The sequence below is a fragment of the Streptomyces sp. 150FB genome, from assembly GCF_000818195.1.
Taxonomy (GTDB): domain Bacteria; phylum Actinomycetota; class Actinomycetes; order Streptomycetales; family Streptomycetaceae; genus Streptomyces.
This window is the reverse complement of the sequence record NZ_JTHL01000001.1, coordinates 9,251,204-9,270,981: the sequence shown is the minus strand read 5'-3', so window position 1 is coordinate 9,270,981 and position 19,778 is coordinate 9,251,204. Positions and strand designations below refer to the sequence as shown.

12 protein-coding genes and 1 pseudogene are annotated in these 19,778 nt (G+C 69.1%); 11 read left to right on the top strand and 2 right to left on the bottom strand.

What is annotated here, in order from left to right; translation table 11 throughout:
* Positions 1-74: 74 nt before the first annotated feature.
* Entirely contained in the window at positions 75-1,931 is a 1,857-nt protein-coding gene (locus tag QR77_RS39665; RefSeq protein ID WP_040026761.1) for a CocE/NonD family hydrolase, read from the bottom strand.
* Positions 1,932-2,379: 448 nt separating this feature from the next.
* Complete coding sequence (locus QR77_RS49620) at positions 2,380-4,593, bottom strand: S8 family peptidase (RefSeq protein WP_052489442.1); 2,214 nt, start codon at positions 4,591-4,593, stop codon at positions 2,380-2,382.
* Between the two features lie 245 nt (positions 4,594-4,838).
* Here QR77_RS49620 and QR77_RS49615 point away from each other — a divergent pair.
* The 11 genes and pseudogenes from QR77_RS49615 to QR77_RS39615 all read left to right on the top strand — a co-directional run.
* Positions 4,839-4,963, top strand: a pseudogene (locus QR77_RS49615) (IS5/IS1182 family transposase); the annotation flags it as partial.
* 96 nt (positions 4,964-5,059) lie between these two features.
* Positions 5,060-7,075, top strand: coding sequence for a beta-N-acetylglucosaminidase domain-containing protein (locus QR77_RS39655; protein WP_040026760.1), 2,016 nt, complete (start codon positions 5,060-5,062; stop codon positions 7,073-7,075).
* 200 nt (positions 7,076-7,275) lie between these two features.
* A complete protein-coding gene (thpR, locus tag QR77_RS39650) occupies positions 7,276-7,872 on the top strand; it encodes an RNA 2',3'-cyclic phosphodiesterase (protein ID WP_173476408.1) in 597 nt (198 codons plus the stop codon).
* A 377-nt stretch (positions 7,873-8,249) separates the two neighbouring features.
* Positions 8,250-10,889, top strand: a complete 2,640-nt coding sequence (locus tag QR77_RS39645) for an aldehyde dehydrogenase family protein (RefSeq protein ID WP_236711008.1) — start codon at positions 8,250-8,252, stop codon at positions 10,887-10,889.
* Between the two features lie 5 nt (positions 10,890-10,894).
* Complete coding sequence (locus tag QR77_RS39640; RefSeq protein ID WP_040029476.1) at positions 10,895-12,583, top strand: thiamine pyrophosphate-binding protein; 1,689 nt, start codon at positions 10,895-10,897, stop codon at positions 12,581-12,583.
* 53 nt (positions 12,584-12,636) lie between these two features.
* Positions 12,637-13,857 carry a beta-ketoacyl-ACP synthase II gene (locus QR77_RS39635; RefSeq protein WP_040026758.1) on the top strand — a complete coding sequence of 407 codons (1,221 nt, stop codon included), beginning with the start codon at positions 12,637-12,639 and terminating at the stop codon, positions 13,855-13,857.
* 10 nt (positions 13,858-13,867) lie between these two features.
* A complete protein-coding gene (locus tag QR77_RS39630; RefSeq protein ID WP_040029475.1) occupies positions 13,868-15,850 on the top strand; it encodes a condensation domain-containing protein in 1,983 nt (660 codons plus the stop codon).
* Complete coding sequence (locus QR77_RS39625) at positions 15,847-17,094, top strand: pyridoxal phosphate-dependent aminotransferase family protein (RefSeq protein ID WP_040026757.1); 1,248 nt, start codon at positions 15,847-15,849, stop codon at positions 17,092-17,094. Before QR77_RS39630 ends, QR77_RS39625 begins: the two co-directional genes overlap by 4 nt.
* A gap of 61 nt (positions 17,095-17,155) precedes the next feature.
* Positions 17,156-17,398 (top strand): acyl carrier protein, encoded by a 243-nt coding sequence (locus QR77_RS39620; protein WP_040029474.1) that lies wholly within the window; start codon positions 17,156-17,158, stop codon positions 17,396-17,398.
* A gap of 73 nt (positions 17,399-17,471) precedes the next feature.
* A complete protein-coding gene (locus QR77_RS47225; RefSeq protein ID WP_160311008.1) occupies positions 17,472-17,639 on the top strand; it encodes a hypothetical protein in 168 nt (55 codons plus the stop codon).
* A 710-nt stretch (positions 17,640-18,349) separates the two neighbouring features.
* Positions 18,350-19,618 carry an MFS transporter gene (locus QR77_RS39615; RefSeq protein ID WP_040026756.1) on the top strand — a complete coding sequence of 423 codons (1,269 nt, stop codon included), beginning with the start codon at positions 18,350-18,352 and terminating at the stop codon, positions 19,616-19,618.
* The last annotated feature ends 160 nt before the right edge of the window (positions 19,619-19,778 follow it).

The window sequence follows — 19,778 nt, the reverse complement described above, 5'->3', positions numbered from 1 at the left end:
AGCCGACGATGCGGCGGGCCGGGGCCGGCGGCTTCGCGGGCCAAGCCCGGGAAGCCGCCGGCCCCGGCCGGTGATCAGTGTCGTCCGGTGGAGGGCATCGTGAAGGACGCCGGGCCGGCCGGCAGGTCCACCGTGTACTGGCGCAGGTAGGTGTCCAGGAACGGTGAGCGGGCGCCCCCGGTGGCATGGTCGTCGGACGGGTCGTCCAGGGCCAGTTCGAGTCGCGCGTCGTGGACCTTGATGGTCTGTCCGGAGGGTGTGTCGCGCCAGGAACCGGTCTGGATCGAGCCGATTTCCACCGCCAGCACATGCCCGGCAGCCATGGTCCAGTCGGTCGCCTTGAGGTCGACGGTCAACTTGCCCGAGTCCAGCAGGGAGACCTGCTCGTCGAACATGGCGGCGGTGCCGTCCGGAGCGACGTCGTACAGCTTGAGCATGACATTGCCCTCGCCCTTGGCGGCCAGCGAGAGGCGGGGGGTGCCGGTGATCCGTACCGCCTCCTTCACCGGCTTGGACCACACGAAGAAACTGGAAGTGGTCTCACCGGCGTTCTGGCGCCTCGCCTGTCCTTCGGCGAGGCCCTTCGGGGCAGCGGGCTCGATGGTGGGTGCGTTCTCCATGTCCCAGTTGCCGGAGGGCTGTTCCGTCACCGGGGCGGAGGGGGCCAGGCCCGCGTTGGCGGAGGCGCCGCCATCGTCCAGGTAGGAGCCGCTGCCGAGCGCGACGGTGGCGGAGCGCTCCACGGCCGGCCAGGTGTTCTGGGCGCGCCAGGCGCCGGTGGAGTCCTCGACCGAGTAGGCCGGGTAACGGGCCGTCGGCTTGATGCCCTTGAGGTACTGGTCGTAGAACGACAGCGTCTCGTCGTACCAGCCCTCGCGCCCCATGGCCAGGCGTCCGTCGCTGACGTGGTCGCCGCCGCGCACGTGGTCCCACTGGCCGAGCCAGCCGCGCTCGGGTCCCTTGTGATGGTCCAGGTATTCCTGCATCTCCTCGGGCTTGGTGTTGTTCTCGACGAAGCCCTGGGTGACGAACAGCGGGGTGTCGGTGCCCTTGGCCATCTTCGCCAGGTCGCGAGAGGTCCAGTGCTTGTCCCGCTTGTCTGCTATCCGGTAGCCGGCCGAGTTCTCCGTGAGGCACTCGGGGTGGGTCTCCTCCCAACGGGAGTTGGCCAGGTAGCGGGGGTTGTCGTCGGCCATCTGGCCGAGTGTGGCTATGGAGTTGTAGGCGTCGGCGGTGCCGGTCACATTCGGGCGGGCCACACCGCCCGAGTAGATGTAGGGATACATGTCCCACAGTGGTTCCTGCGCGACGACGGCCTTGAGAGAGGGCTGGTCGAAGTCGTTGCCGATAAGACCGGTCACGGCGTCGTAGGACTTCCCGTACATACCGACCGCACCGGTGGACCACGGCTGTTTCGCCGCCCAGTTGATCGCCGCCTTGACGTCGGCCTGCTCGCCGGGGCCACCCCAGTCGAGGCAGCCGGTGGAGCCGCCGAAGCCGCGCAGATCCACCATGACGAAGGCGTAACCCTCGTCGAACAGGTCGGTGCCCTCGATGAAGTCCTGGAAGCGGGAAGAGGGGCCGGTGTGGGTCCAGCCCTCGGCGTCGGTCTGGCCGGAGTGCCCGAAGTAGGGGCCCACCGACAGGATGACGGGTACCCGCTTGTTCTTCGCGATGCCTTCGGGCAGCAGGACATCAGCGTGCAGTTCGGTGCCCGAGTGGTCCGAGGACGGCAAGTAGTGTTCGGTCCAGACCGAGCCCTCGGGGACGCGGTCGTTCTCCGCGTGAGTGACGGGTTCGGTGGCGGTGGCGGTGGTGCCTCCCGCCGTCCGGTCCTGGGCCGAGGCGGCGGGGCCGGCGAGCGTACCGGCCAACGCGAGGGTAGTGACCAGCACGGAGGCGGCCCAAGTGACCGTGCGACGTCTTTTCACATGCGTCTCCCAGAGTTGTGGGACGGAGTCGTGCAGGTGATATCGGTCGGGCGGCGGCCCTGACCTGCCCACACGAAGCGACAGGGAGCGCCGCGCGGGCACGGTCGGAGCTGACGGCGAGGGGAGCTTACGATTATCGTTTCATCGCGTCAATGCGGATGCGGTGGGGATGTACCTGTCAAATGCATGATCCGCGCAGGTCGGTACGGGTGCGGTAAGTCGCCCAGGATCCAGTCGAGTTGAGGCACGGACGGCCAGACGCGGGGCGCGCGGCGCCCGGGCAGCCGTCACGATGCGGGCAGCCGTCTCAGCGCGGCCAGGCGGTCGGGCGGTCAGGCGGTCAGGCGGTCAGGCGGTCGGCAGACCATGTGGCCGGCCTTGGCCGTACCAGCACATGAAGGAGCAGCCCCTGTTCATCCGACAGGGGCTCCCTTCTGCCACAACGCACTTACCTCTTGTGGGGCGACGCCACGTGCAGGACGGTCAGCGTCACTCGGTCGTTCTTGTAGGACACTCGGAACTGATGGCCGTCCGCCTTCAGGATCCGGTGCTCCGGCAGCGCGTCGAAGGCACCCTTGACCGACTTACCGCTCATGATCGTGAACACGGTGCCCGGGGTCAGCTTGCCCCGCACGTCCAGGTCCAGCTCACCGTTCAGCACCAGCTTCCCCGCCGCCCGGACGCTCGTGTGGTCCCGGTCACCGGAGATCGTGACGGCAACGCGGCCCTGCTTGCCGATGGTCGCGTTCCCGCCGACACGCAGCACATTGCCCGCGGTGCCCGAGGAACCGATCCGCTCGGCATCGTGCGCCGTGAGACCCGGTCGCAGCACGCCGTGGCTGACGTTGACGCTGTCACCCACCGTGCCGCTGCCGCCGAGTGTTCCGCCGCGCACGTCGATCGCGCCGGCGTGCGTGCCGACGACGGAGAGTTCGCCGTCGAGGACGGTGCTCTTGCCGTGCCAGGTCTCGCCGCCGGTGAGGAACAGGGTGCCGTCGCCACGCTTGGTGAGGCTGCCCTCGTAGGCGCGGTCCTTGCGGGCCTGCTCACGGCGGACCCCGATGGCGTAGTCCGACTTGTCGGCGTCGCTCGCTCCGGCCGGCAGGCCCTTGGTCCAGCCCTTGGCGGCCTTGGTCGCCTTCCACGCGGCCGCTTCGCCAGCGTCCTCCTGCTCGCGGGCCCGGATCGCGATGTCCGAGATGTCGTTCGACCACACGTCGTCGCGCCCCTGCGTGTCGACGGCGAACGGCCCCAGGAACTGGCCCGGGCCGTTCATGGCCTCCCGCAGGCTGACCGTGCCCCAGCCGTTGCGGCTGTCCGGCACCTGGACAATCCGGCCGGCGGTGGGGTTCGGTACGGCGTTGCCCGCCGCGTCACTGACCGTGTTGTTCTGCCGGCCGGTGGTGAACATCGTATAGAGCGCCTGCTCGTTGGTCATGTAGGGGAAGCGCTCCATGATCAACGACAGCGCGGCCGCCGAGTGCGGGCCGGCCATCGACGTCCCCGACGAACTGCCGTAACGGGGCTCCGGCACGCCGTCCACGACCGACACGGTTGTGCTGTTGATGTTGTTGGCCGGCGCCGTCACACAGGACCATTTCGCGACGCCGCACTGATTGAACGTCTGCTGGCCGGGGACCAGGACTGAGCCGTCAGGGTTGAACGTGCGCCCCTGGGTGGGATTGATCCCCGACGTCGTGTACCAACTGCCCTCCAGTTCGGGCATGAAGTACGGAGCGGCGCCTCGCGGCGACGGGTTCACATAACCGCTGTTTCCGGCGGTGAACTGAATGATCGTGCCGGTACTCGCGGCCTTGATGGCACCGTTCAGCCAGCGGGAGGTGCTGCCGTTCGCGTCGACGACGCCCTCCGGCGTGGACCACAGGCGCCATGCCGTGTTCAGACCGTAGCCTGCCGGGCTGCCGGGCGGCGCATCGTAAGTGTTGTAATTCTCCGTGGTGGGCTGACTGCCCCAACTGCTGGTGATGATCCTGATGGACTTGCCGTTCGCCGTCCTGGCGGAGTTCACGGCCCCGTAGACATTGCCGATGTAGGCGTCGTCCGGCGTCTGCGCGGGGGTCGCGTTCGTCGGCAGCAGACCGTAAAGGACGCCGTCCGTCTTGCCGGTGTTGCCCATGTACACATTGCTGTTGAACGCGACACCGTGCATGTTCGCATCCGGCCCGCCCGGTTGCGTCTCGCCGACGCCGTCACGGCTGGCCCCTATGGTCCCGCTGACATGGGTGCCATGGCTGTCGTTGAACGCGGGGTCGTAGAACCCTGGAGTGGGGCCCGTCCGGCCGCCCCGGGCCTCGACCGAGAAGTACCGGTCCCCGACTGTGTAGTTCGTGTCCAGGCTGCCGTGCTCCCGGACGTGCCCGGCGAAGACGCCGGAGTCGACGACGCCGATGTTCATCCCGGTGCCGGAGTCACCGGCGGCGTAGGCGAATTCGGCTCCCATCGACACCAGACCGGCGTCCCGGTTGAACTCGGAGGTACGCCAGCTCGCCGGGTCGCCGAGCCGACCGGGATCTCCCTCGTAAGTCGTGATCGGTGGTGACACGGGCCCTTGCCCCATCGCCGGCTGCGCGGCGACGCCGAGCACCACGATCGGTAACAGCGTTGTTATCAGTGTCAGCTTCACACGTTTCGCGTTCGGCACTTCCCGACCCCTTTTCAAGATCCATCTTGCCGAATGGCGGACGTATTATCTGCCTACATTAGAAATAAGCACCAGGGGCCGGATGATCTGGGACGCGGCAACCGACGTGCGTACCAGGAACGTTGAGTGCCGGGCGGACCGCCGGGTACCGGATGCCCCACACCTCTTCGCGGACGACGGCGGCCTGGGGGCGGGTCCTGACAATCACCCAACCGTTGAAGCGGGCCGTGCCCGATGGGCACGCGCTCACCCCCGGACAGGCCGCCGACAGCCCGCAGTTCATTCCCGTCCTGCAGGGCGTCAAGGTCCGCGGCTCGCCGGGGAGGCGCGCACCCGGCCCGACGCCGTCACCCGCGACAAGGCGTATGCCGTCGAAGAGGCGATCTTGACATGGCCGCGTCGAAGTGGTGGTTTAGACCACATCAGCTCGTCGTCCGCGGTCGTGCCCCCACTCCCTGGAGATGCCATGCCCCGTACGTTCCGAAGCCGTGCCCGCGGCCTGACGCTCGCCGGCGTCGTCGCGCTCTCCCTCGGCCTGATCGCAGCCAATCCCGTCCAGGCGGTGCCCCACCACGAGGGAGCGGGCGGCCCGTCGTCCGCGAAGGCCCTCCCGGTCGTCACCCCCACGCCGCAGCAGATGAAGTCGGCGGGCACATCACTGACGGTCCCCGACCGGGTCCGCGTCGTCGTGGGAACAGACGTCGACGACGCCACCCTGTCCCTGATCGGACGGACACTGACCTCCGCGGGCGCGCGGCACGTCACCACGGTGCCGCTCGGGGACCGGGGCACCGTCCCGGCGACCCACGGGAGCGGCACCCTGACCGTCGTGGTCGGTTCCGTGAAGGACCGCCCGGTGGCTGCCGCCCTGCGCGCGGCGGGCGGCGAGATCCCGCACGAACTCGTCGCGGAAGGGTATTCGCTCGCCACCACGGCCGGAACCCGCCACAGCGGAAGCACCGCCGTCCTCGCGGGCAACGACGGCGACGGCGTGTACTACTCCGCCCAGACCCTGCGCCAGTTGGTGACCGGGAAGCACACCCTCGCGTCCGTGACGGTCACCGACCACCCGTCGATGCCGCTGCGCGGGAGCATAGAGGGCTTCTACGGCGCGCCCTGGTCGCAGGCCGACCGCCTGGACCAACTCGCCTTCTACGGCGACGTCAAGGCGAACACGTACATCTACGCCCCCAAGGACGACACGTACCTGCGCGCCAACTGGCGCGATCCGTACCCCGCCGGGGAACTCGCCGACCTGCACGCCCTGATCACGCAGGCCACCTCCCACCACGTCGACTTCACGTACGCCGTCTCGCCCGGCCTCTCGATCTGCTACAGCGATCCGTCCGATGTCGCAGCGCTCGAGAGCAAACTGGGGAGCCTCTACGACCAGGGCGCGCGCAGCTTCTACATCGGACTCGACGACATCAGCTACACCAAGTGGAACTGCGCCTCGGACCAGACGAAGTACGGCAGCCCCGGCCAGGCCACCGCGGGACAGGCACAGGCCGACCTGCTCAACGCTGTCCAGCACGACTTCATCGGCTCGCACGCGGGGAACAAGCCGCTCCAGACCGTCCCCACGGAGTACTCCGACTTGGCCGACTCCCCCTACAAGAAGGTCCTGAGGGAGCAGCTCGATCCGCAGGTGGTCGTGCAGTGGACGGGCACCGACGTCGTACCGCCGTCGATCAGCCTCACCGACGCCCAGGCAGCCTCGCAGGTCTGGGGCCGCAAGGTCTTCCTCTGGGACAACTACCCGGTGAACGACTACGGGCGGACCGCCGGGCGGCTTCTGATGGCCCCGTACGACAAGCGCGAGGCGGGGCTGCACACCGCCCTCAGCGGCATCGTGCTCAACCCGATGAACCAGGCGTCCGCGAGCAAGGTCGCCCTGTTCGGCGGCGCGTCGTTCGCGTGGAACGACCAGGACTACGATCCCGCGCGCACCTGGCGCGCCGCCGCCGACTACCTCGCGGGCGGCGACGCGAGGACCGCACAGGCCCTGCTCGACTTCTTCGACACCGAGCACCTCGCACCGACCTTCGGAACGGAGAACTGGCAGCCGCAGGCACCCGCTCTTGCCGCACAGCTCGCCGACTTCCGCTCGGCGTGGGCCGGCGACGTCCCGCGCGTGCGCCGCGCGGGCCTGCAGAAGCTGCGGGCCTACGCGGCGAGGCTGTCCGACGCACCGCGGCGGATCAGGAGCGGGGTGCGTGACCAGGCCTTCCTCACAGAGACCGCTCCCTGGCTGAACGCCCTCGACCTGTGGGCCGGCGCTCTGGACGCGACCCTGGACGGACTGGAGGACACCCTCCACGGCGGTACCGGCGCAGCGGACTACGCGCGCGCCGCGGACCTCGCCGACCAGGCGGCCGCGATCACGACGATCCCCGGCACGACGCGGCCGCAGGGACCGGTCAAGGTGGCCGACGGCGTACTCGATGTGTTCATCCAGCAGGCGCCTGCCGCGACGCGCTGACGGGCCGGGGGGGACGGTGGCGCCGCGGCGCCACCGTCCCCCGCGGACACAGCTTGTGCCGGTTCCCGGGTTTGTGCTTCCAGCCGCCCGGTCCTGTCGCCGCCGGCCGGAAGCGGCTTCCTCGGCATCGTGACGGCGAGCGGCCCTTCCGCAGTACCCGGGCCCTCGCATCCACGGCCCGGGTGCGGTACGAAGTCCGGGTGAACGATCAGACTCAGCCCGCGACCGTTCGAGTGTTCATCGCCCTCGCCCCGCCCGACCACGCGAAAGAAGAACTGGCCCGCGAGCTGCGGCCCGCCCAGGGCACACACCCTCACATGCGGTGGAACCGCATGGAAGACTGGCACATCACCCTGGCGTTCCTCGGCGAGCAACCGGCCGAGGCGGTTCCGCTCCTGCGCCCGCCTCTCGCTGAAATCGCAGCGGACCACCAACCACTCGGTCTGGCACTACGCGGCAGCGGAACCTTCGACGGCCGGGTGCTGTGGAGCGGAGTCGACGGAGACCTCGACGAGCTGCACGTGCTCGCCGCCGATGTGCGTACCGCCGTCAAGGACCGCGGTGTCGTCTTCGAGGACCGGCCTCTGTGTCCCCATCTGACATTGGCCCGTGCCCGTCGAGGAGATCGATCCTCGGCAGGAGAAATCGCCGAGGGGTTCGCCGGATTCGCCGGCCGCCGATGGCCTGCCGAGCGTCTCCACCTGGTCGGCAGCAACGCCGGCCGTAGCCGAGGCCCGATCCACTACCGCGACATCGAGGCTTGGGCCCTCGGCAACGGGAACCGCACTGCCTCGTGAACCAACGGCGACATGCGTGCCGCACATCGCCCTGTTGGATATACATTCTGTATTACTTGATAAAGCAAAAGATTCGTACTCAACTGGGGACGACGTTCACTTGTACGCGGAAAAGGACCGCGCCGTGAATTCACCGATCGGAACTGACCACTCATCACGTTTATTTCGTCGCAACATACTCAACCACCCCACAGGTATCACGGATTGTCGTTGCACTACTCGACACCGTTCTGCAGGTATGGGATAGTCGTTTTGGATTCACCTCTCCGAACAGAAGCAGATGTTATCGCGAGATTTTGGGTTCAAAACGTGTACATCCGGGAAGTTGAAAACACCCCCTGGCGTCAAGGGAGCGCGAGTTGCCCATTTTCAGGCACTTGATCTCGCCCGAGGGGCGCATCTGGGAGACAGACGAAATCGTGGCCCGGGTATTCCGTGCCACCGAACTCCTTGCCCGCCGCGGCATCACGCCCGGTTCGCGGGTGATGATGAGCGGGGCCAATTCCCCGGAATGGGTCGTCAATTTACTCGCGCTCATTCACCTCGACACCTCGGTGGTCCTGGCCGATCATCGAGCCACCCCGTCACAGCGATCACAGATCCGCTCCCGGGCGGGCGTGGTGCACGAGATCAGCGACGGCACGAGCGACGGCACCGCGCCACGGCCCGCTTCGAACACGGCGGCCGTGCCCGATGTGGCCGCCTGGGCACGGCGCCAGGACGCCGCGATCTCGTGGTCGTCGGGTACGACAGGCAGCCCCAAGGGCATTGTTCGCTCCGGCCGCTCGATTCTGGACAACCTCGCGCTCAGCGCGGAACGAATGGGGTACCGGCCTGACGACGTTTTCCTGCCGGTCCTGCCGTACTCCCACCAATACGGGCTGTCGCTGGTCCTCTGCTGGTGGCTGGGCGGAGGCACGCTTGTGGTCTACGGGCCGACCACCCGCCTCGACCGTGCACTCGCGGTCGGCGTGGAGCACGGCCTCTCCATCGTGGACGGGGCCCCGTCCACCTACTACAGCCTGCTCAACCTGCTCGACCGTCGTCCCGCTCTCGCAAGCGCGCTGAAGACGGTACGAGGCTGGTGCGTGGGCGGCGCGCCACTGGGACGCGACCTGGCGGCGCGGTTCCACGCCCGCACCGGCCTGCACCTGCTCAACGGCTACGGCGCGACCGAGCTGGGAAACATCGCCCTGGCGCCCCCCACCGATCCGGTCGGGTGCGGCACGCCGCTGCCGGGCGTGATCGTCGAAGTCCACGACGACCACGGCAGACCGCTGCCCAAGGGCCGACTCGGCGAGCTCGTCGTACGCGGTGACGGCCAGATGACCGGCCACCTGGGCGATGACGGTGAGATCGTTCCGGTTTCGGGCCCCTTCCACCGCACCGGCGACATCGGCCTGCTCGACGACGCGGGCCGCGTCTTCCCGATCGGGCGCAAGCACGCGGTGCACCGTGACGGCCACACACTCTATCCCGACCAACTTGCCGAGCGGGCCGAGTCGGCCGGCGCGGAGACGGAGGTCGTCGCCGTTCCCGACGAGCGTCTGGGCTGCCGTCTGGTGTTCGTGGTCGCGGACCCGGACGGTCACGAGCCCGCGCACTGGAAACGGCTGCTGCGTTCCGTGCTCGGCCGCTACGAGCAGCCCGATCACATCGTCGTGCTTCCCGCGTTGCCTCTCACGAACACGGGCAAGCCCGACCAGGCCGTTCTGGAGAAGATCGCCATGACCTCGCTGTCCGCCTCACCCAACGCGACCACCGACGTAACCGTGTCCGGCTCGACCGTCGGTGCGACCGACTACCGCATCCCCTTCGCCGACCGTGTCGACGCGCTGCGCGCGGTGCGCCGGTTCGTGGCCGACAACGAAGACACGGTGATGAGCGTTCTCACCGACATCTCGCCCCACCACACCGCCGGCGCGGAGATTCGTTCGTTCCTCGCCACCCTCGACGGAGCCGAGGAGGAGATCCGCCGTGTCAGGCCCGGCTGCGTGGATCGGGCGGCGGTCTTCATGCCATCGAACATGCCGCTCTATTCCTACGCGCTTTACATGCTCGTGCCGTCCCTTTACAGCGACGGAATCACCTTTCGGCCCTCCTCCGAGATCAAGAGCCAGATGCAGCGCCTGCACGCCCTGCTGGCACCGGTTCACGGATTACCCATCAAGATTTTCGAACTCAGCCAGCGTAAGTTCGTGACGGGACCGGTACGCGAGGCGGACCTCATCGTCTTCACCGGTAATTACTCCAATGCCGAGACCGTCCTCGAAGGGCTGGCGGAAGACCAGCTATTCCTCTTCTTCGGTCATGGCATCAACCCCTTCGTGATCGCGCCCGACGCCGATCTCGAGCTCGCCGCACATGACGTCACTAGGGTCCGGCTCTACAACTCCGGCCAAGACTGCTTCGGTCCTGACGTGGTGTTCGCGCCGAAGGGCCGCACCGAGGAGTTCCTCGACCTGTTGTCGGCCAAACTGAGTTCGCTGCGTTTCGGGCAGAACAGCGACCCTGTCGTCGACTACGGCCCGATCTGCTACGACTCGGCGCTGGTGAATTGCTCGGACTACCTGGTGCGTCACGCTCGTCGCATTCGGCACGGCGGGCGCATCGACCTGCCGTCCCGCAGGATCGAACCGACCGTGCTGCTCTGGGGCTTCGACGACAAGATCCCCCTTGAGGAGATGTTCGCCCCCGTGTTCAACGTCGTCGCCTATCCCAGCGCGAGGCTGCTGCGTGAACGGTTGTCACGCGCCTACTTCAGCGAACGCGCGATGGGAGCGATGGTCTACGGGAACGATCCGGAGACGGTGAAAGTTCTGGCCAAGCGTCACCAGACCTGTGTCAACCACACGCTGCTCGACGCCGAGGACGGCAACCGTCCGTTCGGCGGGTTCGGGATGAGGGCGAACTACATCTCCTACGGCGGCGAGCGGCACGCCGAACCACTGCTCATCTCGCAGGCCGTGGCGCGGAATCTGCCGGCATCCGCCCCTGTCCTGGTGGGTGGGAAGTGACCCGGGTGAGCAAACGGTACGCCGACGCGTGGTCCGCGATCGTCGACTTGCTGGTGGCGAACGGAGTGGACACCTGCTTCGGACTGCCCGGCGACGATCTGGAGTTGCTTCGCGCCCTCGACGCTGCCGGCCTGGACCTCGTGCCGTGCCGCGACCAGCGCAACGCGATGTACATGGCGACCGGCTACGCGCTGCAGTCGGGCCGGCTCGCCGTATGCGCACTGGGCAAAGGCCCGGCTGTCACACACGCGGCCACGGGGCTGCTCGAAGCGCGGGAGTCCGGTGCGCCCGTCCTCGTGCTCGCCGCCGGCGTGCCCGAACGGCGCCGCGGCAGCGGCGGATTCCAGGAACTCGACCAGGTCGCAGTGACAGCGCCCCTCGTGCGGTGGGCGCACCGGGTGGGGCACCCGGACCGGGTCGTCCCCGCGACGGTGACGGCGCTGACCCGAGCTGTGGGGCCGCCGTCAGGACCCGTGTACCTGGAGATCCCCGACGACGTCCGCACGGCGGAGATCCTCGTCACCGGGCCGCGGCCGACGCTGCCCGAGTCACTGGTCCTTGAGTCCGTCGCCGTGACCCCGGGACCGGCACTGGCGGCGATCCGCGCGGCCCGGCGTCCGGTGGTGCTGGTGGGCGGCGGCATGCGGCACCGCAACGACGGTGGTGTCATCGAGCGCTTCGCCGAACGCCTCGGCGCGGCGCTCTTCACCACCGCGTCCGGTCGCGGTGCCGTCGACGAGCGCCACCCGCTGTTCTGCGGCGTGGCAGGGCTTTACGCCGCGGCCCCCGCCCGTGAGCTGTGGTCATCCTGCGACCTGGTGGTCTCGCTCGCCGGGCGGCTCGAGGAGACAGTCGCCGAAGGCGGAACGCCGTGGCCCCCGGTCGCTGTGGTGCAGGTCAATGTCGACCCGGGCGCGCTGTCGGCCGAGTTCGCGGGTCCGCGGGTGCTCGGAGACGCCCGGCACGCCGTGCTCGGCTGGTCGCGGGCGCTGGACGAAGGCGGCAAGGCCGGGCACGCGGAAGAGACCGAGGCATGGGCGAACAAGATCGCCGTCGCCCGTAAGGCCATGTCGGTCGAGGTGGAAGCGGAACTGGTGCGCGCGGCGACGCTTCCGGGGATCCGCATCGCTGAACTGCTCGCCGCGCTCGACGCCACCGCCGGCGAGCACCATGTGCTGGTTCAGGAGAACGGGCTGCAGGACATGTGGTCCTACTGCTTCCCCTTCCACGCCGGCGGCGGGTCCATCGTGCCGTCGGAGCAGACCCCCTTGGGCTTCGGAGCGGCCGCGGCCATCGGGGTCAAGCGGGCCGCCCCAGGGCATGAGGTCACCGCGTTCATCGGAGACGGAGCGTTCCTCGCGGCCCGCGCGGACATCGCCGCCACCGCTCCGGCCCACGGCGGCGTTCTTTACGTGGTGTTGTGCAATGGCGGCTACGGCTGGCTGGACGCCCAACGCGCCCGCCTCGGCCTCGACCCGGAACGCTACCCCTTCACCCGCCCGGGCACGCCGCCGCCCGTGGTGGACGGGCCGGACATCCACTGTCGAGTGCTGCGGGACAAGGCCGCGCTGACCGATGAGCTTCTTGCCGCGCGACGGCTCTGTTCCCAGGGATACACAGCCGTGCTCATGGTGCCGGTCGCCCCCGACGACATCCCCCCGCCCATCCGCGACGCGGGGGTTGTTCCCCAGTGACAGGCGCGAGAGAGCGAGATGACGCCGGGCGCAGCCGGGCCCCGCACCGGGTGATGGTCACCGGGTACGGGGCGGTGACGCCGCTGGGCCACTGTGTCAGCGAGACGTGGACGGCGATGCTGGCGGGGCGCAGCGGCATCGACACCGTGGACACGATTGACGTGACCGGTCTCGGAGTCCGGATCGGCGGCCAGGTCCGCGGATTCACCCCCAGCCGCTACATGCCCACGATGGTCAGTCGTCGCACCGACCCCTACGCTCAGTACGCTCTTGCCGCGGCGCTGGAAGCTCGCGAGCACGCCGGACTCGTCGTTGACGACGGCCTGGCGCCGCGGGTCGCCGTGATCATCGGCAGTGGCTACGGCCCGGTGGGGTCGATCTACCGCGCCGCGAACACGCTGCGCGACAAAGGGCCACGGGGTATCGGCCCATTCACCCAGGTCACGACCGCCATGGACAGCGCTGCCTGCGAGATCAGCATGCGTCTCGGCACGCAGGGGCCCAGCCGTGCCCAGAGCACGGCGTGCGCCAGCGGCGCGGACGCGGTGGGCGCGGGGATGCGCATGATCAGCCATGGGGAGGCTGACATCGTCCTCGCCGGCGGCGCCGACGCCTGCGTCACCACCGTCGATCTCGCGAGCAGCGGCAACGCCGGCGCGCTGTCCAGGCGCAACGACGACCCGACCGCGGCATGCCGGCCGTTCGACACGCATCGCGACGGGTTCGTGATGAGTGAGGGAGCCGCCGTGGTGGTGTTGGAGGCCGCGGAGGTGGCCGACAGGCGAGGGGCGACGGTCTTGGCCGAACTCGCGGGTTACGGGGCGAGTTCCGACGCCCATCACTGGACCGCCCCGCATCCGGGGGGACGGGGCGCGTGCCTTGCCGTCGAGGCAGCGCTGCGCGACGCGGGGATCACCGGGGCGGACGTGGATTACGTCAACGCGCACGGCACCGGAACGATGCTGAACGACGCCACCGAGACGGCCGTCCTGCGCAAGGTACTGGGTGATCGTGTCACCCGGATCCCGGTCAGCTCCACCAAGTCGATGACCGGGCACATGATCGGTGCCGCGGGGGTGGTCGAGCTCGTGGCTTCGATCCAGGTCCTCCGCACGGGTGACGTCCCGCCGACAATCAACTGCGACGAGCCGATCGATCCGGACATCAACTTCGTGCCGCACCGGGCGCAGCACCACGAGCGTCTGCGGATCGCTCTCAGCAACTCGTTCGGCTTCGGCGGCCACAATGCCGCTCTCGTGGTCCGAGCAGTTTGAGGTCCCGGCCGTGAATCACCTTCCGGAGCCGACGCCGAGCCCCGCCACCGTCATTCGCAGCGGGCCGCTGACCTGGGTCCAGCAGTGGCACTGGTTCGAACGCACCATTCCCGCACCGCGCCGGGTGAACCCGACGCCGCTTGCCGACCACTGCCACGTCCCGCCCCCGGCGACCGTCGCCGACGTCCACGAGGCGCTCGCGTCCCTCACCGCCCGCCACGAGGCGCTGCGTACCACTGTCGACCCGCACCGCCCGATACAGCACGTCCACCGCGCGGACTGGGCCCCACTGCCGGTCGACTACGTCGACGTCCCCGCCGTCGATGCCGAAACCCTGGAGGCTGCCACAGCAGCGCTGGCAGCCCTCCCGATCGATCCCGAACGACATCCTCCCTGGCTCGCCAGGGTGCTGCTCGAGGCAGGAAAGCCGCGTGCGGTCGTGATGGCCGCCCACCACGTTCTGATCGACGGATGGGGGCTGGCGGTACTGATCAACCAACTGCACGATCAACTGCGCGATCAACTGCGCGGCGACGACGCACCGGTACGGGCATCCACGCACCCGCTCGACACGCTCGCCGCCCAGCCCTCGGAACGCGCCCGCGCGGCGGAGCGTGAGTGGCTCATGCGTCTCGCGAGCAACCCGACCGGCGTGCTGGCCCCGTTCGGCGGGACCGACAACGGCGCCGGGCGCCACCGCCTCCAGCACCGCTCGGCGGACGCGTACGACGACCTGGACCGCGTCGCCCGGCGTCATCGGGTCAGCCCGGAGGTCGTTGTGCTCGCGGTGCTGGCCCACTACGTCGCCGCCCGCACCGGCGAACGCCGATTCCTCGCGTCCGTGGTGGTCTCCAACCGAGCCCGGGCCGTTCTGCGGAACAGCGTCGACGTCCGGGCCCTGACGGTTCCGGTACAGATCGATCTCCGTCCGGGCGCGGCGTTCGGCGAGGTGGTCGCCTCGGTCGCGACTGCCTGCGCCGCGGCCTACCGGCACGGTCAGTACCGCCCCGCGCAACTTGTCGCCGCCCAGGCGCGCATGGACCGTCGGCGCGGTGTCGTGACCGTACACACCATCGAGTACAACTGCTACTCGTGGCCACGCGACTACCTGGTCCCCGCGCGGAACACTCGACCGGACGGGCCCGTCACCTGGATCAGCAGCTCGCCCGACGAGCCCTGCGACACGCTCTACGTCGATCTCAGCCGCGACGCGGGGGTCGTCACCCTCGATGTCACCGTCGGGGATCATCTGCTCGACGCCGGACAGGCCGCGGCGCTGCCCATCAGTCTGTGTGATTTCCTGCGCGCGCTCGCCGAGGGTGCCGAGTGCCCGGTTCCGGTGGGCCCGCTCGCACCGGCCGCCCCCGGATGGTGGCGCGCCCCGCAGGGATGGGTGTGTCTGACCGAGGTCGAGGACGTGTTACGCGGCCATCCCGGAGTGCTCGACGTGACGGTGGCGCCCGGCGGGGACGCCGCGCGGGAGGGCGACGAACCGCACCTCGTCGCGCACGCCCGCGTCGCCCCTGATGTGACCCCCGGCGACTTGCACCGCCATGTGCTGGACCACCTCGGCGAAGTGCCCGGTCTCATGGCACCGGGCCGCTACGTCCTGTCCCCGGCCCGCCCCGAATCCGGCCGTCCGCCCGACCGGTCGCGTACCGCCACCCGCGGCGCGGGAACCCCGCGCATCCCGTCGCGCCCGCCCGCGACGGGCGCCGAACGATCGCTGGCCGCCGCCGTGGCCGCTGTCGGACCCGGCGGACCGCCGGCCGGCACCTTCGACAGCCCTGATGCCGTCGACATGAACCGTTGCCTCGCCGACCACGGAGTCACTCTGGTCGCCGTCCCCCGTCTGCTGGCGCTGCTTCACCAGTTCGGGTTCACCGGGATCGCGTCGGACGAGCTGGCCGGAACGGCCTCGCTCGGCCATCTTGCCGCAGCCCTGGAGCCCTTACCCCGCCGCGCCCATCGTGAAGGAGAAACCTCACCATGACCGCGTCCCACACCGCCGCACCGCCCGTGGACCGCCTGGCCCCGTGGACCTTCGCCGCTTTCGTCGAGGCGAACACGCACGACACGGCATACCGCCCCCCGGTGGTGGACGGTCCCGTCGGGCCGACCATCGTCCGCGACGGCCAGGAGCTGGTGAACTTCGCCAGCATCAGCTTTCTCGATCTTGAGCGCCACATCCCGGTCCGACGTCATTTCGCGGAGGGGGCGCTCGCCCACGGCTTGAGCACCAGCGGATCCAGGATGACCCAGGGGATCTGCCGCCCGCACCAAGACCTGGAGGAGACGATCGCCCGCCACACCGGCAAGGAGCGGGCCATCAGCTTCGCCACGGGGCTACTGGCCAACATCGGGTTCGTCCACGCCATGAGCAGTACCGCGCACTTCGACACCGGGATCGAGGTGCGTAATCACGACACGGTTTTCGTCGTCGACCGGGACGTCCACTGGAGCATCTGGAAGGGCCTCGAGGGGCTTGGCTACGGCCGCGGCGTCCACGCGTTCCGTCATAACGACGTCTCCGACCTGGCACGCGTCCTGGACCGGGTCCGGGCCGGCAAGACCGTGGTGATCGCCGAGAGCATCTACTCGGCCGACGGCACCATGGGGCCGATCGTGGAGATTCTCGACGCGTGCGACCGCCACGGCGCCATCAGCATGATCGACGATGCGAACGGCTTCATGGTCTACGGGCCCGAGAATCGTCCCTACGCCCGGGAGGCGGCCGCGATCCGGGAGCGGGCCGACTTCGTCATGGTGTCCCTGTCGAAAGCCATCGGTCTGGAAGGCGGCGCGATCGCCGGGCCGGCGGCGGCCATCGACGCCTTCGAACTGCTCTCCGGCACGTCGATGTTCACGGCCGCCATCCAGCCACCCACCGCCTACACGGCCAAGCGCACGATCGACGCTCTCGCCGGCAATCCGGCGATCGTCGACGGCTACCTGGCGCATGCCGCCCGCCTCCGCCGGCAGATGAACGAGGCCGGCACGCCGACGACACCGACCGAGTCGTACATGCTCTCGGTGCCGATCGGGAACGACGCCGCTGCCCTGCAGATGCGGGAGTGGTTCGTCGGGGACGGCTACCTCGTACCCGTCTTCTCGTACCCGGCCGTCTCACGTAACCAGGCGCTACTGCGCCTGTTCCCGCACGCGGGTCACACCGAGGAGCAGATGGACGGCTTCCTGCGCACCCTCCTCACCTACCGACGGCGCCTCGGGATCTGACGTGCGCGGAACACACGCGGTGGCCGACCCACGCAGCCCCCATCCCAAGAAGGAGAAAACCGTGCTGAACAACACCGACATTCTCGACGCCATTGCCAAGATCGTCGAAGAGGTCGCCGGCGTCGACGCCGCTGCGGTGACCACCGAGAAGTCCTTCACCGACGATCTCGACATCGACTCCCTCTCGATGGCCGAGATCGCCGTCGCGGTCGAGGACAGGTTCGAGGTGAAGATCCCCGACAACCAGGTCGGGGAGTTGAGGACCGTCGGCGACGCGGTGAGCTACGTCGCCGACCACCGGTGACTGCTGCCGGACGGCGATGGCCCCTCGGGAGATGTGCCGTGCACGGAATAGTTCCCCACGGGGTCAGGCGGCCATGAGCGTCATGGATCGCTTCCGGCTCGACGGCCGCGTCGTCGTGCGTACCGACATCGCCGATCCGGTCGTCAACGTCTCGAGCATCCTCGTCCTGGTCTCCGACGCGGCGTCGTACATCTCCGGCACCACCCTGACAGTCGGTGGGGGCGCGCCCATCGCCCAGTGACAGGGGTAAACACGCGGCTTCGATCTCATCTGGGCGAGCGGCGCGTGCCTCCGGAATCTGCGAGCGTATGTGTTCATGTTGCTGATCAGAGAGCGATGCGGTCATGTCCGACTCGGTGTGTGCGGGCGCGACCATGTCGGCGGTGACGTCGCGGGCGCCGGGCTCGCGGGTCAACGTACGGAACGCGGGCGTCAGATGGGTGTCGACAACGGTGGCGAAGTCGTTCGCGGCGCTACGCGGGAGGAGAACATCATGGGTCATACCGGCGTCGACGCCGGCGGACCCCGCCGGTCCCACCTGTGCCTCAACAGCCCGGAGGACACAGTCACTTCATCGGTTCTGCGGACGTGCGTCGCATCGCCGGGCTCGGAGGTGCGGGGGCTGCGACTCATTCGCATGCCGCGGATGACGTTGTGGCGGGCGCGGTTACGGGGCGACGTTCGACGTCGGCGAGGTGAGCATCTCACGTACCGCGCCGCCGTTCCGGACGCGGAAGGTGTCGGCCGTGGGCAGATCCTCGGCGCCCGACAGTTCGGTATGTCAGTCCTGTGCCTTGTGGGGGGCGCCGTCACCACTCGTTCGTGTATGACTTTGGTCAGTTACCCGCAGCGGATCCGGTTCCGAAGATCAGATCGGTTACACGGTTCGGAGTTGAATCCGGCGAGCCTTTCGCCCGGGACGGGTTCACTCGGCGCCCCGGGGAGCCGGCGATGACGACGGAGCCGACTGCCCCTTCTCTTCCGCACGAACCGCTCAGCGATCCGCACCTGCGCCGCCTGATCGTGGGCCAAGGGCTGGCGGCCGTGGTCGACGCGCTGTTCCTCGTATGGCTCACGCTCTTCGTGCTTGAGCTGTCGGGACCCGGGATCGCGACAGGGTTCGTTCTTGTGGCCGTGGCGCTGCCGCGAGCGGCGCTCCTGCTTCCCGCGGGAGTACTGGTCGACTCCGTCGGTCCCGCCCGTGTCATGGCCGGCGCCGCGTGGCTCCGGGTCGCCGTCCTGGCCGCCCTCGGCGCCGTGGTCACCTTCAGCTCGCCATCGGTGACGACAGTCGCGCTGCTGGCCGGGCTGCTCGGCGTCGCCGACGCCGCTTACTTCCCGGCAGCCCTGGCGTTGCTGCCCGTGATCGTGCCGACCGAGAAGCTTTCCCGGGTCAACGCGCTGGTGCAGGGCGCGGAGTCGGGAGGCGATCTGGTCGGACCGGCGGTGGCCGCCGGAGTCATCGCCGCAGTCGGCTTCGACGCCACGCTCGGTGGGATCGTGGCGATGGCGGCGATGGCGGCTGTCGCCCTCAGCACGCTCATCCGCGTGGTACGACGTGACGACGGTGCCGAGAACGACGCCGGTCAGGAGGCCGGTCAGGACGCCGTCGCCGGTGAGCAGTTGAGCAGTGCACGTGCCCTCGGCGCCGGCTTGAGATACGCCTGGCGTGATCCACTGGTGCGGGGGATGCTGACGGCCATCGCCCTGATCAACATCGCGGTCGTCGGCCCCGTGCTCGTGGGCGGGGCGGTGCTCGCCGATCAACGCCTCGGTGGCGCGGGATCTCTGGGCGTCGTGCTCTCCGGTTTCGGTGCCGGCGCACTGGCCGGCTCGGTCATGGCCGGGTGGCGGCCGCCCACCCGGCGCGGCTGGACCGTGGTCGGCGGGGTCGCCGCCATCGGCGCGGGCGTGGCCGGACTCGCCGCCGTCACCCATGTCGTCGCCGCAACGGCGGTCGCCTCACTCGTCGGCCTCGGATCCGGGTTTCTCGGCGTGGTCATCGTGGCCACTCTGCAGGAGCGAGTGCCCGAGCGACTGCTGGGCCGAGTGCTCAGCCTCGTCGTGCTGGCCACGGTGGCGTTCGACCCGTTCTCCTACGTGATCGCCGGCCTCCTGCTTCCCTACGGCACCACGGCGCTGTTCGTGGTCTGTGGCAGCGCCGTCCTGCTGTCCGCCTGCCTGGTCGCCGCGAGTCCAGCGATCCGTGCCCTGCGCTGACGGTGCCGGTCCGGGTCACCAGGACGACAGGCTGTGAACCTGCGCCCCCTGACCCCCCAGGAGTGTGGTCCATCCAGGAGACGTCACGATCGCCCCCTGCCCGAGGCGGGGAATCAAACCTGGTCGCCGGACGGTTTCGACAAGTGTGAAGAAGATCGGA

Coding starts and splice junctions, on each gene's coding strand:
- QR77_RS39655 (WP_040026760.1), top strand. CDS start 5,060: ATGCCCCGTACGTTCCGAAGCCGTGCCCGCGGCCTGACGCTCGCCGGC.
- QR77_RS47225 (WP_160311008.1), top strand. CDS start 17,472: ATGAGCGTCATGGATCGCTTCCGGCTCGACGGCCGCGTCGTCGTGCGT.
- QR77_RS39615 (WP_040026756.1), top strand. CDS start 18,350: ATGACGACGGAGCCGACTGCCCCTTCTCTTCCGCACGAACCGCTCAGC.
- QR77_RS39625 (WP_040026757.1), top strand. CDS start 15,847: ATGACCGCGTCCCACACCGCCGCACCGCCCGTGGACCGCCTGGCCCCG.
- QR77_RS39635 (WP_040026758.1), top strand. CDS start 12,637: ATGGTCACCGGGTACGGGGCGGTGACGCCGCTGGGCCACTGTGTCAGC.